15 protein-coding genes are annotated in these 16,036 nt (G+C 70.7%); 4 read left to right on the top strand and 11 right to left on the bottom strand.

The genetic code is table 11. The features are described from left to right. The first annotated feature begins 52 nt into the window (after positions 1–52). Positions 53–370 carry a hypothetical protein gene (locus tag M2283_RS17575; protein WP_280877196.1) on the top strand — a complete coding sequence of 106 codons (318 nt, stop codon included), beginning with the start codon at positions 53–55 and terminating at the stop codon, positions 368–370. Between the two features lie 61 nt (positions 371–431). Then, entirely contained in the window at positions 432–1,532 is a 1,101-nt protein-coding gene (locus M2283_RS17570; RefSeq protein ID WP_280877195.1) for a calcium:proton antiporter, read from the top strand. On the opposite strand, the gene M2283_RS17565 is transcribed toward M2283_RS17570, so the two are convergent. Together M2283_RS17565 and M2283_RS17560 are read right to left on the bottom strand one after the other, a co-directional pair. After that, the gene (locus tag M2283_RS17565; RefSeq protein ID WP_280877194.1) at positions 1,522–2,826 is read right to left on the bottom strand and encodes an MFS transporter; all 1,305 of its coding nucleotides are present in this window, start codon (positions 2,824–2,826) and stop codon (positions 1,522–1,524) included. The two genes, M2283_RS17570 and M2283_RS17565, sit on opposite strands and share 11 nt — an antisense overlap. 62 nt (positions 2,827–2,888) lie before the next feature. Continuing rightward, positions 2,889–3,935, bottom strand: a complete 1,047-nt coding sequence (locus M2283_RS17560) for a S66 family peptidase (protein ID WP_280877193.1) — start codon at positions 3,933–3,935, stop codon at positions 2,889–2,891. 84 nt (positions 3,936–4,019) lie between these two features. On the opposite strand from M2283_RS17560, the gene aroQ reads away from it, so the two are divergent. Further along, positions 4,020–4,493, top strand: a complete 474-nt coding sequence (gene aroQ, locus M2283_RS17555; protein WP_280877192.1) for a type II 3-dehydroquinate dehydratase — start codon at positions 4,020–4,022, stop codon at positions 4,491–4,493. Positions 4,494–4,545: 52 nt separating this feature from the next. Here the strand turns inward: aroQ and M2283_RS17550 are convergent, their stop codons facing one another. From M2283_RS17550 to M2283_RS17530, 5 genes are all read right to left on the bottom strand, one after another. Further along, entirely contained in the window at positions 4,546–5,304 is a 759-nt protein-coding gene (locus M2283_RS17550; protein WP_280877191.1) for an amino acid ABC transporter ATP-binding protein, read from the bottom strand. Then, positions 5,301–6,218: an amino acid ABC transporter permease gene (locus tag M2283_RS17545; protein ID WP_280877190.1), complete on the bottom strand. Its 918-nt coding sequence runs from the start codon at positions 6,216–6,218 to the stop codon at positions 5,301–5,303. The genes M2283_RS17550 and M2283_RS17545 overlap by 4 nt, the downstream gene beginning before the upstream one ends. Then, complete coding sequence (locus M2283_RS17540) at positions 6,215–7,099, bottom strand: ABC transporter substrate-binding protein (RefSeq protein ID WP_280877189.1); 885 nt, start codon at positions 7,097–7,099, stop codon at positions 6,215–6,217. The genes M2283_RS17545 and M2283_RS17540 overlap by 4 nt, the downstream gene beginning before the upstream one ends. Before the next feature lie 438 nt (positions 7,100–7,537). Next, positions 7,538–8,194, bottom strand: a complete 657-nt coding sequence (locus M2283_RS17535; RefSeq protein ID WP_280877188.1) for an MBL fold metallo-hydrolase — start codon at positions 8,192–8,194, stop codon at positions 7,538–7,540. A 69-nt stretch (positions 8,195–8,263) separates the two neighbouring features. Continuing rightward, entirely contained in the window at positions 8,264–8,950 is a 687-nt protein-coding gene (locus M2283_RS17530) for a maleylpyruvate isomerase family mycothiol-dependent enzyme (protein ID WP_280877187.1), read from the bottom strand. Between the two features lie 223 nt (positions 8,951–9,173). On the opposite strand from M2283_RS17530, the gene uvrA reads away from it, so the two are divergent. Further along, a complete protein-coding gene (uvrA, locus tag M2283_RS17525) occupies positions 9,174–12,203 on the top strand; it encodes an excinuclease ABC subunit UvrA (RefSeq protein WP_280877186.1) in 3,030 nt (1,009 codons plus the stop codon). 75 nt (positions 12,204–12,278) lie between these two features. Here uvrA and M2283_RS17520 read toward each other — a convergent pair whose 3' ends face one another. From M2283_RS17520 to M2283_RS17505, 4 genes are all read right to left on the bottom strand, one after another. After that, positions 12,279–13,190, bottom strand: a complete 912-nt coding sequence (locus M2283_RS17520; protein WP_280877185.1) for a carbohydrate kinase family protein — start codon at positions 13,188–13,190, stop codon at positions 12,279–12,281. Then, on the bottom strand, positions 13,187–14,260 hold the full coding sequence (locus M2283_RS17515; protein ID WP_280877184.1) for a LacI family DNA-binding transcriptional regulator: 1,074 nt from the start codon (positions 14,258–14,260) through the stop codon (positions 13,187–13,189). Before M2283_RS17515 ends, M2283_RS17520 begins: the two co-directional genes overlap by 4 nt. Positions 14,261–14,410: 150 nt before the next feature. After that, a complete protein-coding gene (locus M2283_RS17510) occupies positions 14,411–15,367 on the bottom strand; it encodes a hypothetical protein (protein WP_280877183.1) in 957 nt (318 codons plus the stop codon). A gap of 214 nt (positions 15,368–15,581) precedes the next feature. Continuing rightward, positions 15,582–15,956 carry a response regulator gene (locus M2283_RS17505; protein ID WP_280877182.1) on the bottom strand — a complete coding sequence of 125 codons (375 nt, stop codon included), beginning with the start codon at positions 15,954–15,956 and terminating at the stop codon, positions 15,582–15,584. Positions 15,957–16,036: the final 80 nt, after the last annotated feature.

Here is a 16,036-nt window from a genome sequence, read left to right as displayed (position 1 = left end):
CGTTGAGTGCTGAGCGTTCCCGCCCGGGGACGCACCACCGGGTGGAGGCATCGTGGACGCACCGACGAAGTTCGTGCAGATCGTCGACTTCGAGACCGACCGCATCGACGAGATGCGAAAACTGGCCGAGGAGACGGACCAGCGACTCGCGGACCGCGACGGCGGTCCCACACACCGTCTCGTGCTCAAGGACCGCAATCAGCCGGGCCGCTACCTCGTGGTGATCGAGTTCAACTCCTACGAGGAGGCCATGGCCAACAGCAACGACCCCGAGACGACCAGGTTCGCGGAGCGGATGGCCGCGCTGTGCACCAGGCCGCCGTCCTTCACCGACTGCGACGTCGAGGGGATGACCGAGCTCAAACAGTGAGCCGCTACGGGCCCCGCGCCGCCGGAGTGCGGGGCCCCAACGCCTCTGCGACGATCGCTGCATGATCACTCGGCTCAGGTCGCTCACCACCCGGTGGACCGTCCTCGTGCCGGTGCTCGCGGTCGTCCTGCTCGCCTTCACCTGGGGACGCGACCTGCCCGGAGCGGTCGTCGCGCTGGTGACGCTGGTCCTCGCCGGCGCCGTCCTCGCAGCCGTGCACCACGCCGAGGTCGTCGCCCACCGGGTCGGTGAACCGTTCGGTTCCCTGGTGCTGGCCGTCGCCGTCACGATCATCGAGGTCGCGCTCATCGTCACCCTGATGGCGGACGGCGGCGGCAAGAGCTCGACCCTGGCCCGGGACACCGTCTTCGCGGCCGTCATGATCACCTGCAACGGCATCGTCGGCGTCTGTCTCCTCGTCGCCTCCCTGCGCCACGGCCTCGCGGTCTTCAACCCCGAGGGCACCGGCGCCGCCCTCGCGACCGTCGCCACCCTGGCCACCCTCAGCCTGGTGCTGCCGACCTTCACCACCAGCAAGCCGGGCCCGGAGTTCTCCGGCGTGCAGCTCACCTTCGCCGCGGTCTCCTCGCTGATCCTGTACGGCCTGTTCGTCGCGACCCAGACCGTGCGGCACCGCGACTACTTCCTCCCCATCACCCGCCAGGGCGAGGTGATCACCGACGACGACCACGCCGACGCCCCCTCGGCCCGCACCGCCCGGACCAGCCTGGGCCTGCTCGGCCTCGCCCTGATCGGCGTGGTCGGCCTGGCCAAGGGCGTGTCGCCGACCATCGAGTCGGGAGTGGAGGCCGCCGGGCTGCCGCACGCAGTCGTCGGCGTGATCATCGCCCTGCTGGTGCTGCTCCCCGAGACCATCGCCGCGCTGCGCTCCGCCCGCCGCGACCGGGTGCAGACCAGCCTGAACCTCGCCCTCGGCTCGGCCATGGCCAGCATCGGCCTGACCATCCCCGCGGTCGCCCTGGCGTCGATCTGGCTCTCCGGCCCGCTCGTCCTCGGCCTCGGCTCCACCCACATGGTGCTGCTCGCCCTGACCGTGGTGGTGAGCTCGCTGACCGTGGTGCCGGGCCGGGCCACACCGCTGCAGGGCGGGGTCCATCTGGTGCTGTTCGCGGCCTACTTGGAGCTGGCGATCAATCCATGACCGGTTCGGCCACGAGCTTCGGCACCGGCCGCGTCTCGGGCAGCAGCGCGAAGCACCCGAGGCTCAGCAGCGCGATCCCCGTCAGATACGCGCCCACACCCCACGGCACCCGCCCACCGTGCTCGGCCAGCGCCGTCGCCGCGATCGGCGTGAGCGCGCCCCCGAGGACACCGCCGAGGTTGTAGCCGACCGCGGCTCCCGTGCAGCGCACCCGGGGCTCGTACAGCTCGGGCAGATACGCGGCGATCACCCCGAACATCGTGACGAACGCCAGCAGCGCGCCCAGGAAGCCGGCGAACATCAGCAGCGGCTGCCCGGTCGCGAGGAGCGCCACCATCGGGAACATCCACAGCACGGCGGCCGCGCACCCGGCCAGACACAGCGTCCGGCGCCCGTAGCGGTCACCGAGCAGCGCGGCCACCGGTGTGAGCGAACCCTTCACCACCACCGCGGCCATGATGCAGGTCAGCATGACGGTACGACTCACCCCGAGCCGCTCCGTCCCGTACGCCAGGGCCCAGGTCGTGACGGTGTAGAAGATCGCGTACCCGACGGCGAGCGCCCCGGCCGTCAGCAGGACGAGTCGCCAGTGATCGCGCGCCACCTCCACGAGCGGCACGCGCGCGTGGTCGTCGATTTCGAGAAACCCGGGGCTCTCGACGAGCGAGGACCGCAACCAGAGCCCGACCGCGGCCAACACACCCGCCGCCCAGAACGGCACCCGCCAGCCCCACTGCGCGAACTGCGCGTCGGACAGCGCCGTCGACAGGGCCAGCACCACACCGTTGGCCAGCAGGAACCCCAGGGCGGGCCCGACCTGCGGGAAGCTCGACCACAGCGCCCGCCGCTCGGCCGGCGCGTGCTCGGCCGTCAGCAGCACGGCCCCGCCCCACTCCCCGCCGAGCCCCAGCCCCTGCACGAACCGCAGCACCAGGAGCAGCACCGGCGCGGCCACCCCGATCGTGTCGTACGTCGGTACGCAGCCGACCGCGACCGTCGCGCCGCCGGTCAGCAACAGCGAGGCGACCAGCACCGGTCGACGCCCGCGCCGGTCCCCGATGTGCCCGAACAGCACCGAACCGAGCGGCCGGGCGACGAAGCCGACGCCGAACGTCCCGAAGGCGGCCAGCGTCCCCGCCAGCGGCGAGAACGTCGGGAAGAACAGCGGGCCCAGGACCAGCGCCGCGGCGGTCCCGTAGACGAAGAAGTCGTAGAACTCGATGGCGGTCCCGGCGAGCGAGGCGGCCGCCAGCCGCAGCATGGAGGGGGCCCTTACGGTGCGTACATCGTGCATGCCGCGTCAACTACCCACGGTGATCGCGGGTTACGGGGGCGTGAGGGCGCGCGGGGTGTGTGTCAGTACGTGACGGTGATGCGCCGGGCGGGGCCGTCGACGCGGACGAGTCCGCCGTAGGGGATGACGAGTTGGGGGTCGGTGTGCCCGAGGTCGACGTCGAAGACGATCGTGGTGTCGGGAGCGTATATACGCATGGCCCGCAGTACCGCCTCGCGCTGGCAGGCGGCGTAACGGGCGCCCTCCTCCGGGCTGTTGGGGCGCTCGAAGGACCAGGTCTTGGGGCGGCCCATCAGCAGGGCGGAGAACCGTCGCAGCAGTCCGCGCTCGCCCATGTTGCGCAGGGTGCGGAACACCTCGTCCGCGCTGGGCAGTTCCTCCGAGGTCTCCAGGAACAGCACGTCACCGTCGTACTCGCCCAGGTCGTGCGCGATCTCGCGGTCGGCCATCAGCAGCCAGCCGACGATCTCCAGACAGCCGCCCCAACTGCGGCCCTCGACCACCCGGTCGGCGTTCTCCCAGGTCCAGCCGGTGCCGGGCCGGGTCTCGGGTTCCGCGTCGAAGGTCGCGGGGTCGGCCCAGTCGCGGTTGACGTCGTTCCAGCGCTCGGCGGGCCGTAGTTCGTACGCGCCGGAGGTGAACAGCGCGGCGCGCAGGGAGTCGGCGGTCTGCGGGTGCATGGCGCCGGGACGGCCCAGTTCGCACATCACGGTCGACCCGTGGAAACCGACGATCCCGGTGGTGCGCAGGAACGCGAGCAGGTTGGTGTTGTCGCTCGTCCCGAAGAACGGCTTCGGGTTCGCCCGGATCAACTCCCGGTCCAGGAACGGCAGTACGGTGATCTGGTCGTCCCCACCGATCGACGCGACGACCGCCTTGATCTCCGGGTCGGCGAACGCGGCGTGGATGTCGTCGGCGCGCTCCTGGGGCGTGGAGCCCATCCTGCGGGTCGACGGATACTCGACCGGCTCAAGGCCGTACTCCTCGCGCAGCCGCTCCAGGCCCAGTTCGTGGGGGAGCGGCAGGATCCCGGGCAGGCCCGACGAGGGCGAGACGACGGCGATGCGGTCGCCGGGCGCGGGCTTGGGCGGGTACGAGATCCTCGTCATGCCGGGAGGGTACGGGCCGACCCGCGTGCGCCGCATCGTGATAAACCGGGTCTGAGCAGCCGCCTTCACCGGACCGGAGGAACCGTGCCCCGCACCCTGGCCAACGCCCCGATCATGATCCTCAACGGGCCCAACCTCAACCTCCTCGGCCAGCGTCAGCCGGAGATCTACGGCCGCGACACCCTGGCCGACGTCGAGACCCTGTGCGTCAAGGCGGCGGTCGCGCACGGCGGCACGGTGGACTTCCGCCAGTCCAACCACGAGGGCGAGTTGGTCGACTGGATCCACGAGGCGCGGCTGAACCACTGCGGGATCGTCATCAACCCCGGCGCCTACTCGCACACGTCCGTCGCCATCCTGGACGCGCTCAACACCTGCGACGGAATGCCCGTTCTGGAGGTGCACATCTCCAACATCCACCAGCGCGAGTCCTTCCGGCACCACTCCTACGTCTCGCTGCGCGCCGACGGGGTCATCGCGGGGTGCGGGGTGCAGGGGTACGTGTTCGGCGTGGAGCGGGTCGTGGCGCTGGCGGGACCGGCGCAGGCGGAGGCGTGAGCGCCCGGAGGCGTACGGCGGTGTAAGCCCCGCCGTCCATGGCGTACGCCCCTTACAGCCGACCTGCCTCCACGATCCGCCGCAGGAACTGCCGCGTGCGCTCCTCCTGCGGGTCGCCGAAGATCTGTTCGGCGCTGCCGCGCTCCAGGACGACCCCTCCGTCCAGAAAACAAACCTGGTCGGCGACGTCCCGCGCGAAGCCCATCTCGTGCGTGGCCAGCACCATCGTCATGCCGTCCGCCTTGAGGTCGCGGACGACGGCGAGGACCTCGCCGACCAGCTCGGGGTCGAGGGCCGCGGTGATCTCGTCGAGCAGCAGCAACCGGGGCCGCACGGCGAGGGCCCGCACGATCGCCACGCGCTGCTGCTGGCCACCGCTGAGCCGGTCCGGATACTCGCCCGCCCTGCCGCCGAGCCCGAGCCGCTCCAGCAGCTCCCTGGCCCGCTCCTCGGCCTCCGCGCGGGACACCCCGTGGACGCGCCGCGGGGCGAGGGTGATGTTCTCCAGCACCGTCATGTGCGGAAAGAGGTTGTAGGCCTGGAAGACCACGCCGATACGACGCCGTACCGCGTCCTGGTCGGCGCGCGGGTCGGTGATCTCCTCGCCGTCCAGCCAGATCGCGCCGTCGTCGATGTCCTCCAGGAGGTTCGCGCACCGCAGCAGGGTCGACTTGCCGGAACCGGAGGCTCCGATCAGCGCGGTCACCGTGTGCGGGGCGACCTCCAGGTCGACGTCCCGCAGGACGACCGTCTCGCCGAAGGTCTTGCGCACGGACTCCATGCGCAGCACGGGCGCGTGCGCGTCGCTCATATCGATCCTCCCTGGGCCCGCCGGCGATCCATCCGGGCCGTCACCCAGTCCGTGAAGCGGGTCATCGGGATGGTCAGCGCCACGAAGACCAGGCCCGCGACGATGTACGGCGTGTAGTTGAGGCTGCGGCCCACGATGATGTCCGCGGCCCGTACAGCGTCGATCGCGCCGCCGATCGAGACGAGCCCGGTGTCCTTCTGCAGCGACACCAGGTCGTTCAGCAGCGGCGGCACCTGACGGCGCACCGCCTGCGGCAGCACGACGTGACGCAGCGCCTGCCGGTTGGTGAGACCCAGCGAGCGGGCCGCCGCGCGCTGCGAGGGGTGCACGGACTCGATGCCGGCCCGGAACACCTCGGCCACGTACGCCGAATACGTCAGCGTGAGCGCCGTACCGCCGAGCCACACCGGGTCGACGGTCACGCCCTGCAGGCGCAGGGCCGGGACGCCCAGGACGACGATCATCAGGTTGATGATCAGCGGGAGTCCGCGGAAGAAGTCGGTGTACGCGGCGGCCAGCACCCGCAGCGGGAAGAACACCGGGCCGCGCAGCGTGCGCGCGATGGCGATCAGCATGCCGAGGATCAGCACCGCCACACCGCAGATCAGCAGCAGACGGACGTTGAGCCACAGTCCTTCGAGGACCTTGGGGAACGCCTCGCGCGCGTACTGCCCGTTGAAGAACGTCTCCTTGGTGCGCGGCCAGCCGGGCGCGTTGACGACGACCAGGTAGAGGACGACGCCCGTGACGAGGGTCGAGAGCGCGGCGATCGCCGTCGCGCGGCGGGTACGCGTGCGCTTGTGGCGCTCGCGCTCGATCCGCCGCTGCGAGGGGACGTAGCCGTCGCCCCCGCCGGGCATGTCACCGTCGCCGTCCGCGCCCTCCCGGCCGGACTCGTCCTTGGTGACCGTCACTTGAGGACCGGGGCGTCGACGGCGTCGGAGAGCCACTGCTTCTCGATCTTCGCCAGCGCGCCGTTCTTGCGCAGGGCGTCCACGGCGCCCGTCACGCACGAGGTGAGCGCGCTGCCCTTGTCGAGCACGAGCCCGAACTGCTCCGGCGTACCGCCCTGGTTCTCGAACTGCCCGACGATCTTGGCGTTCGTCACCTCGGCCGCGGTGATGTAGAAGGCGGTCGGCAGGTCGGTGACGATGGCGTCCACCTGGCCGTTCTTCAGCGCGGACTTGGCCTGGTCGTTCTTGGCGTAGACGGCTTCCTGCTGCGTCGGCTTCACCACGTCGGTGATGTAGTCGAGGCTGGTGGTGCCGACCTGGGCGCCCAGCTTGAGGCCCTTGAGGTCCGCGATACTCGTCGCCTTCGCGGCCTTGCTGCCCTTGAGCGCGATGACGGCCTGGCGCACGTCGTAGTAGCCGGAGGAGAAGTCCACGGCCTTCTTGCGCTCGGCGCTGACGGACACCTGGTTGATGTCGAAGTCGAAGGTCTTCTCGCCGGGCGCGAAAGCCTTGTTGAAGGGGACGCTCTGCCAGACGACGGCGCTCTTGTCGTAGCCGAGCTGCTTCGCCACGGCGTACGCGACCGCCGACTCGAAGCCCTCGCCGTTGGCGGGCTTGTCGTCCTTGAACCACGGCTCGTAGGCGGGCTCGTCGGTGGCGACCGTCAGCTTGCCGGACGTCTTGGTGGCCAGCTTGCCCTTGGCACAGGTGGCGCCGGTCGACCCCGAGGCGTTGTCGCTCGCCTTGTCCTCCGGCTGCGGCGCACAGCCGACGGCGGTGGCGAGCAGGGCTATGGCGGCGGCGGAGACCGCACGGCGCAGTGCGCGGGGGGCGATGTGCATGGCGGGAGAGTGACAGTCGGACGTCCCGTTTGTCGAGGTCACGACCGTAAATGTCCGCATAGTGGGAACCGGTGTTGCGGTCTTGTGAACACGCCCGGGCTTCCCTGTTCTCCGCTCCCCGGTTTCCCGGGTTTCCCGTTTCTCGGCCGCCCTGGTCGCCGGGCAGCCGCCGGGCCGCCGGCCGAGGGCGGGGATCGAAGACCGGCGGCCCGTGCCGCCCAGGAGCCGTCATCCTGTGCGGGGCTGTTACCAGTTGACTACGCAACGAGGTGGGTCGCGAGCGTGCGCATGGGGTCGGCGCGTGTGAAGCGTTCACACGGGGCGCATTGGGGGAGTGGGCGCGGGGCGCACGGGTGAGCATTCACGCCGGGCGCGCGCTCATCTCCGTTGCGCCCCGCCCGTGTTGATCACCTGCCGGTGTTCACCGCACGCCGGCGTTCACCACCCGCGCGCGTGCCACTCCGGCAGATGCGGGCGCTCCGTGCCGAGCGTCGTGTCGTTGCCGTGTCCCGGGTAGACCCACGTCTCGTCGGGGAGTGTGCCGAAGATCTTCGTCTCGACGTCGTGGATCAGGCTGGCGAACGCCTTCGGGTCCTTGCGGGTGTTGCCGATCCCGCCCGGGAAGAGGCAGTCGCCGGTGAACACATGAGGATGCCCGTGCGGGTCGTCGTAGACGAGGGCGATCGACCCTGGCGTGTGCCCGACCAGGTGGCGTGCGGTGAGTTCCACGCGCCCCACCCGGATCGTGTCGCCGTCGTCGACGAGGACGTCGGTCGGCACCGGGATGCCGTCGGCGTCGGCGCGGCCCGCGTAGGTGCGGGCGCCGGTGGCCTCGACGACGCGTGCGAGCGCCTGCCAGTGGTCGCCGTGCTGGTGCGTGGTGACGACGGAGGTGATCCCGTCCTCGCCGATCGTGCCGAGCAGGGTCTCCGCGTCGTTGGCCGCGTCGATCAGCAGCTGCTCGTCCGTGGTCCGGCAGCGCAGCAGATAGGCGTTGTTGTCCATCGGGCCGACCGCGATCTTGGTGATCATCAGGTCCGGGAGCTCGTGCACGTCCGCCGGGCCGCCGACCGTCACCTGTCCGCTGTACGTCATGGCGAGCAGCCTATAGCGGGCGGGCGGCCCGGGAATCGTGCACCTCTTACGGAGGTGAGGGCCACGGTCCTACAGAGGGGGAAGCCCCGGCAGCGCGCCGCCCTCGACCGTCAGGCCCGAGCCGTCGCGGCGCCCCGCGAGCCAGCCGAGGAGGTCGGCGGCCGGACCCGTGACGGTGATCGAGGGGGCGTCCGCCGCGCGGCCCGTGCTCCACGCGTGCGTGCCGTCCGTCAGTCGCGTCGGCGGTACGTCGGGATGCCCGGCGAACCGCTCGGCGAGGAAGTCGGTCTCCCGCTCCGTGAACTCCGCCGGCAGATCCTCCAGCTCGTAGCCGATACCGAGGTCCACGTGGTGCAGCTCCACCTCGATCCAGCGCCGGAACGGCACCCGCGCCCCGGAGTCGGTCACGCCGTTGCGCAGCTCCACCGTGCGCGACCAGTCGGCGGGTGCGGCGCCCGTCGCCTGGAAGCGGGCCGCGCTGTCGCGCAGGTCGGTGAGCTGGACGTCGAGGGGGCGGGGCGCGTCCCGCTCGATGTCGGAGTCGCGGGCCTCCCCGTCGACGTACATGGGGCGGCCCTCCAAGACGTTCACGAGCGCGTCCGCGTTGCGGGCGAGATGGGCGAGGACATGGCCGCGGGTCCAGCCCGGAAGCCGTGACGGCTCGGCCGTGGAGGCGTTGTCCAGTTTGGCGGCTGCGGTGAGCAGCCGGTCCGTCGCGTCACGTACAGACGCCAGGTCATGAGCGTGATCAATCATGCTGCTGACACTAGCCGCGCCACTCCTTTGGGTGAAGGTGGTGAAGCTGTGCCGTAAATCGAATGCGCGTGCTATATGGTCGGGTGCGGCGTCGGGCATGCTGGATGGTCCGGGATTGTTGAGCAACTCGGAATCCGACCGGCGTTGTCAGTGGCTCCCCCTACTCTGAAGAAGCACGGGGGCCTCGCCCCTGTCACTTCACTCAAGAAAGGTGCGGACCGGCGTGGCCGACCGTCTCATCGTCCGTGGCGCGCGCGAGCACAACCTGAAGAACGTCTCGCTCGACCTGCCACGCGACTCGCTCATCGTCTTCACGGGCCTGTCCGGGTCGGGCAAGTCCTCCCTGGCCTTCGACACGATCTTCGCCGAGGGCCAGCGGCGCTACGTGGAATCGCTCTCCTCGTACGCCCGTCAGTTCCTCGGCCAGATGGACAAGCCGGACGTCGACTTCATCGAGGGCCTGTCCCCGGCGGTGTCCATCGACCAGAAGTCGACCTCGCGCAACCCGCGCTCCACGGTCGGCACCATCACCGAGGTCTACGACTACCTGCGGCTGCTCTTCGCGCGCATCGGCAAGCCGCACTGTCCCGAGTGCGGCCGCCCGATCTCGCGCCAGTCGCCGCAGGCCATCGTCGACAGGGTCCTGGAGCTGCCGGAGGGCAGCCGCTTCCAGGTGCTGTCCCCGCTGGTGCGCGAGCGCAAGGGCGAGTTCGTCGACCTCTTCGCCGACCTGCAGACCAAGGGCTACAGCCGCGCGCGCGTGGACGGCGAGACCGTCCAGCTCTCCAGCCCGCCCACGCTGAAGAAGCAGGAGAAGCACACCATCGAGGTGGTCATCGACCGCCTCACGGTGAAGGACTCCGCCAAGCGTCGGCTCACCGACTCCGTGGAGACCGCGCTCGGTCTGGCCGGCGGCATGGTCGTGCTCGACTTCGTCGACCTCCCCGAGGACGACCCCGAGCGCGAGCGCATGTACTCGGAGCACCTCTACTGCTCCTACGACGACCTGTCCTTCGAGGAGCTGGAGCCGCGCTCCTTCTCCTTCAACTCGCCCTTCGGCGCCTGCCCCGAGTGCACCGGCATCGGCACGCGCATGGAGGTCGACCCGGAGCTGATCGTCCCGGACGAGGACAAGTCCCTCGACGAGGGCGCCATCCACCCCTGGTCGCACGGCCACACCAAGGACTACTTCGGCCGGCTGGTCGGCGCCCTCGCGGACGCCCTGGGCTTCCGGACCGACATCCCCTTCGCCGGTCTGCCGCAGCGCGCCAGGAAGGCCCTGCTCTACGGCCACAAGACGCAGATCGAGGTGCGGTACCGCAACAGGTACGGCCGCGAGCGCGTGTACACCACGCCCTTCGAGGGTGCCGTGCCGTTCGTGAAGCGCCGGCACAGCGAGTCCGAGAGCGACGCCAGCCGTGAGCGCTTCGAGGGCTACATGCGCGAGGTGCCCTGCCCGACCTGTCAGGGCACGCGCCTGAAGCCGATCGTCCTCGCCGTCACGGTCATGGGGAAGTCGATCGCCGAGGTCTCCGGCATGTCCATCAGCGACTGCGCGGACTTCCTGGGCGAGCTGAAGCTCAACGACCGCGACAAGAAGATCGCCGAGCGCGTCCTGAAGGAGGTCAACGAGCGGCTGCGCTTCCTGGTCGACGTCGGCCTGGACTACCTCTCCCTCAACCGCGCGGCCGGCACGCTCTCCGGCGGCGAGGCCCAGCGCATCCGCCTGGCCACCCAGATCGGCTCCGGCCTCGTCGGTGTCCTCTACGTCCTCGACGAGCCGTCGATCGGCCTGCACCAGCGGGACAACCACCGGCTGATCGAGACCCTGGTCCGGCTGCGGGACATGGGCAACACGCTCATCGTCGTCGAGCACGACGAGGACACCATCAAGGTCGCCGACTGGATCGTCGACATCGGCCCCGGCGCCGGCGAGCACGGCGGCAGGGTCGTGCACAGCGGCTCCCTGAAGGAGCTGCTCGACAACGCCGAGTCCATGACCGGGCAGTACCTGTCCGGCAAGAGGGCCATCCCGCTGCCCGACGTCCGCCGCCCGCAGGACCCGTCCCGCCGGCTCACGGTGCACGGCGCCCGGGAGAACAACCTGCAGGACATCGACGTCTCCTTCCCGTTGGGCGTCTTCACGGCCGTCACGGGCGTGTCCGGCTCCGGCAAGTCGACACTGGTCAACGACATCCTGTACACGCACCTGGCCCGCGAACTGAACGGCGCGAGGAACGTGCCGGGGCGGCACACGCGAGTGGAGGGCGACGACCTCGTCGACAAGGTCGTGCACGTCGACCAGTCGCCCATCGGCCGCACCCCGCGGTCCAACCCGGCGACGTACACCGGTGTCTTCGACCACGTCCGCAAGCTGTTCGCCGAGACGACCGAGGCGAAGGTGCGGGGCTATCTGCCCGGCCGCTTCTCCTTCAACGTCAAGGGCGGCCGCTGCGAGAACTGCGCGGGCGACGGCACGATCAAGATCGAGATGAACTTCCTCCCGGACGTCTACGTCCCGTGCGAGGTCTGCCACGGTGCCCGGTACAACCGGGAGACCCTGGAGGTCCACTACAAGGGCAAGTCCATCGCCGACATCCTGAACATGCCGATCGAGGAGGCCACGGGCTTCTTCGAGGCCGTCCCCGCGATCGCCCGCCACCTCAACACCCTCAAGGACGTCGGCCTCGGCTACGTCCGGCTCGGCCAGTCCGCGACCACGCTGTCCGGCGGCGAGGCACAGCGCGTGAAGCTCGCCAGTGAGCTCCAGCGCCGTTCCACCGGCCGTACGGTCTACGTCCTGGACGAGCCGACCACCGGGCTGCACTTCGAGGACATCAGCAAGCTGCTGACGGTCCTCTCCGGCCTGGTCGACAAGGGCAACACGGTCATCGTCATCGAGCACAACCTCGACGTGATCAAGACCGCCGACTGGGTCGTCGACATGGGCCCCGAGGGCGGCGCCGGCGGCGGCCTCGTGGTCGCCGAGGGCACACCCGAGGAGGTCGCGGGCGTCCCGGCGAGCCACACCGGCAAGTTCCTGCGGGAGATCCTCGACTCCGACCGCATCAGCGACGCGGCCCCGGCGAAGGCCCCCCGCAAGACGGCGGCCAAGAAGGCGGTCGCGGCGAAGTCGCCGGCCAAGAAGACGGCGACGGCCAAGACGACGACCACCGCGGCAGCGAAGAAGACGACCGGCACCACCAAGAAGGCGGCCCCCGCGAAGAAGACCACGCGGACCCGCAAGGCCTGAACATGTACAGCGACGGCGCCCCGTGGGTAACTCCCCGCGGGGCGCCGCGTGTTTTTCCCCGGTCACACCGACCTGCTAGATCTCGCCCACCTCACGCGCATACGGCGGTTCCGCCCCCGCCCGTGAGCACGTGATCGCCGCCGCGCGGGCAGCGAAGCTCAGCAGCCGGGTCCAGCCCTCCGCGCCCAGGGCCGACAGCCCCTCCGAGGAGAGCGCGTCCATGACGGTGAGGCCGTGCAGCAGCGCCGCGTTCACCGTGTCGCCGGCGCCGATCGTGTCCACGACGTCGACCTTGGCGCCCGGTACCGAGTACTCCGCGCCCTCCCCCGTGAAGGCGGTGAGTCCCGCGCCGCCCCGGGTGATCACGACGGCCGCCGGGCCCGCCGCCAGCCACTCGCGCGGGGTGCCGCCCAGCCACTCGGCGTCCTCCTCCGAGAGCTTGAGCAGCGACACCGAGGGCAGCCAGCTGCGGAACCGGGCCCGGTAGGCGTCCGCGTCCGGGATGAGCCCGGCCCGGATGTTGGGGTCGAGCGCGGTGAAGACACCCTGCGCTGACGCGGTGCGCATCAGGGACTCGTAGGCGGTCGCGCCCGGCTCCAGGACGAGCGAGCAGGTGCCGAAGGACACGGCCCGGGTCCCGGCGGGGAGCGCGACGGGAGCCGTGAACAGCCGGTCGGCCGTGCCGTCGACGTAGAAGGAGTAGGCGGCCGAGCCGTGCGCGTCGATCGTCGCGACCGCGAGCGTGGTCGGCTCCGTGCCGCGCTGTACGGACGACACGTCGACGTCGGCCTTGCGGAGCCCGTCGAGCAGCGCCTCACCGAAGGCGTCCTGCGAGGTGCGGGAGCAGAAGGCCGTGGGGGAGCCGAGGCGGCCGAGGGCGACGGCCGTGTTGTACGGGCCGCCGCCGAGCGCCGGCTGCAGGCCCGCGAGGGCACCCGTGCCCTGCGGTACCAGGTCGATCAGGGCCTCACCGGCGACGACGATCACGAGTCGGTTCCTTTCTCGGGCGGATCGGATGGATCGGATTGAGCGGGCCGCTCGGGGCAGCCGCACGACGTGCGGTGGACGAAGGAGCAGGAGAGCCGCACGGTCCGGGCGGGCCGGTCCGGGGCGGCGAGACGGTCCAGGAGCAGCCGGACCGCCTGCGCGCCGATCTCCTTGCTGGGCTGGGCGATCGCGGTGAGCCGGGGCGTGAACAGGTCCGCCCAGGCGAAGTCGTCGAAGCAGCACAGGGCGATGTCCTCGGGCACGGACAGCCCGCGCTCGCGCAGGGCGCGCAGGGTGCCGATGGTCATCGCGTTGTTGGCGGTGACCATCGCGGTCGGCGGGACGGCGAGGGACAGCAAGGCGTCGGTGGCGCGTTCGGCACCGGCCGCTTCGGAGTCGCCGTGCACCAGGAGGCGTTCGTCGTACGGGAGTCCCGCGGCGGCGAGTCCGTGCCGGTAGCCCGCGATGCGTTCGCGAGTGGTGCTGAGCCCGGGCAGGCCGGCGATCAGGGCGATCCTGCGGTGGCCCAGATCGGTGAGGTGGGTGACCAGGCGGGTGGTCGGTTCGGCACTCTCGGCGCAGATCTGGTCGTGGCGGGGTACGGACGTGTCGCTCGCCTCGAAGCCGATCAACCGGTCGAGAAACACGGCCGGCACCTCATGGCGCCCGAGGTACGCGAGGAGTTCACGCGGATCCGGCGAGGGCGCGACGATCATGCCGTCCACCCGGCGTTCGTGCAGGAGTTGGACGACCTTGCGCTCGTGCGCGGGGTCGTCGTGCGGATCGGCGATCAGGAGGCTGTAGCCGTGCTCCAGGGCAGCGGCCTCGACGCCCTGGAGGATCTCCGTGAAGTACGGGTTGCTGATCGCCGACACCGCGAGCCCGATGGAGTGGGTGCGGGAGGTCACCAGGGAGCGGGCCAGGGTGTTCGGGGTGTAGCCGAGCCGGTCGATGGCGTCCAGGACGGCCTGGCGGGTGTGGGGGAGAACGGGCCGGGTGTCGTTCAGGACGTGGGAGACGGTGGCCACCGACACCCCGGCGCTCCTCGCGACGTCCACCATGGTCGCCAACGCGGTCCCCCTCCCGGGCCGCTCGCACAGGCCCTCCGGCCGGGAACGTATCTCATCCGGCGGCCGACGTAAACGCTTACGTAAGCGTTTACGCCGACCTCGGAACGGGCCGGAGCCCGCGAAGGACCACTCCCAGCCCCACCCGATGCCCTACTCCCAGTCCCACCCGATCCCCACGATCCCCGTCCGCACCCGCGGCTCGACGAGGTGGACCGAGTGGTGCAGGCCGCTGAGGTGCAGCTCCTGGCGGCCGCTGCGCGGGGCCGCAGCCGAGTGCTGGGCGAAGCGGTGGCAGCGGGTCGGCAGCACCTGCTCGTCGAAGCACACCTGGAGCGCGTACTGGCCGCCCGCGGGGCCGAACCCGCGCACGAACTCGCGGCACACACCGGCCGTGCCGTCGTCGACGCCGTAGCGGAAGAGGAAGGTGTCGCCGGCTCTCAGCCGGGTGTCGAAGAGCAGCTCGGCCACGAGCACGCCGGTTTCGTGGTGCACGCGCACGCGTCCCGTGCGGCAGTTCTCCAGCGCGTGTACCCGCATCCGTTCCGGCACGCACCCCGGGTCGCCGTGGTGGACGGCCACGAAGCGGTCGACGCCGTTCTTGTGGGCGCGCACGATGTGGTGCGACTCGCGCCCCGCCAGTTCGCGGTGCGCTCCTATGCGTACCCGTTCGTGGTGGCCGAGGGTGTGCAGCCCGCCGTCCGGTGGCAGGTTCAGCTCGGCCAGCAGCCGGTCCAGGACACCGGAGGCCGCCACCAGGGAGCGGTAGGTGCGGGCGGCCGGGCGCTGGTCGCAGGTGGGTTCGTCGGGCTCGGCGAGCAGCCGGATCAGGGACTCCTCGGGCAGTTGGAGGATCTCCTCCAGCGCCCGTACCGCGCGCAGCGACTCGGGGCGCTGCGGGCGCCGGGCGCCCTGCTGCCAGTAACTCAGGCTCGTGACACCGACCTTGACCCCGTAGCGCGACAGATGGTGCTGCACCCGCTGCAGCGGCAGTCCGCGGGCGGCGATCGCTGCGCGCAGCGCGACGTGGAAGGGGCCGCCCCGCAGGGCCGAGTCCAGTTCCGCGGTGGCGACGGCGGCGACGTCCGCGTGCTGTGTGGCGTGCGGCATGCAGAGGGCCTTTCTGTGAAAGCTCACTTCGGCTGGTCAGACCGGTTCACGCTGGTGGTCGGGGGCCGTGCCGACGGCGTCGGGGCGCGTCTTCACATCCGTACGCCGTCGTTCGAGGCCCCGAGTTCCCCCGCATTGAAGCGTGTTGACCAAGTCCCGACAACACCTGAGGCTCAACCGCGACACACTCCTGGCCGAGACGCGATCAGTGGTCTCAAGTCGGTCCGTCGGCCCCGTCGTCGTCCAGCACCTCCCGGATGGCCTGCGCGGACAGGCGGGACTTGTGCAGGAAGCCGCGGGCCGAACTGGCCGCCACGAGCTCCTGGAAGTCCTCCAGGGCGTGGGTGGAGATCAGGATGATCACGGAGGAGACGCTGCGGGAGAGGGCCGCCGCCACGTCGAGTCCGTTCTCGCCGTCGAGGTCGAGATCCACCAGGACGATGTCGGGAGCCAGCTCCGCAGCACGCGCGAGAGCCTCCGCACCCGTCGAGGCCATGCCCACGACGGGTATTCCGTCGCGCTCCAGCAGAGTGCGCGCGGCTTCCAGAAACCGGATGCTGTCATCTACGAGGAGACAGCGCATGGACATGCAGACAGCGTGCCAATCGGATGCTGGTTGCGCTTTCCGGCTAGCCGGAAGAACTTGGCGAGCGGGGTTACCGGTCACCT

The organism is Streptomyces pseudovenezuelae, from assembly GCF_029892565.1.
Classification (GTDB): domain Bacteria; phylum Actinomycetota; class Actinomycetes; order Streptomycetales; family Streptomycetaceae; genus Streptomyces; species Streptomyces pseudovenezuelae_A.
This window is presented reverse-complemented; position numbering and strand designations above follow the sequence as displayed.

Coding starts and splice junctions, on each gene's coding strand:
- M2283_RS17570 (WP_280877195.1), top strand. CDS start 432: ATGATCACTCGGCTCAGGTCGCTCACCACCCGGTGGACCGTCCTCGTG.
- M2283_RS17565 (WP_280877194.1), bottom strand. CDS start 2,826: ATGCACGATGTACGCACCGTAAGGGCCCCCTCCATGCTGCGGCTGGCG.
- M2283_RS17560 (WP_280877193.1), bottom strand. CDS start 3,935: ATGACGAGGATCTCGTACCCGCCCAAGCCCGCGCCCGGCGACCGCATC.
- M2283_RS17550 (WP_280877191.1), bottom strand. CDS start 5,304: ATGAGCGACGCGCACGCGCCCGTGCTGCGCATGGAGTCCGTGCGCAAG.
- M2283_RS17540 (WP_280877189.1), bottom strand. CDS start 7,099: ATGCACATCGCCCCCCGCGCACTGCGCCGTGCGGTCTCCGCCGCCGCC.
- M2283_RS17535 (WP_280877188.1), bottom strand. CDS start 8,194: ATGACGTACAGCGGACAGGTGACGGTCGGCGGCCCGGCGGACGTGCAC.
- M2283_RS17530 (WP_280877187.1), bottom strand. CDS start 8,950: ATGATTGATCACGCTCATGACCTGGCGTCTGTACGTGACGCGACGGAC.
- M2283_RS17510 (WP_280877183.1), bottom strand. CDS start 15,367: ATGCCGCACGCCACACAGCACGCGGACGTCGCCGCCGTCGCCACCGCG.
- M2283_RS17505 (WP_280877182.1), bottom strand. CDS start 15,956: ATGTCCATGCGCTGTCTCCTCGTAGATGACAGCATCCGGTTTCTGGAA.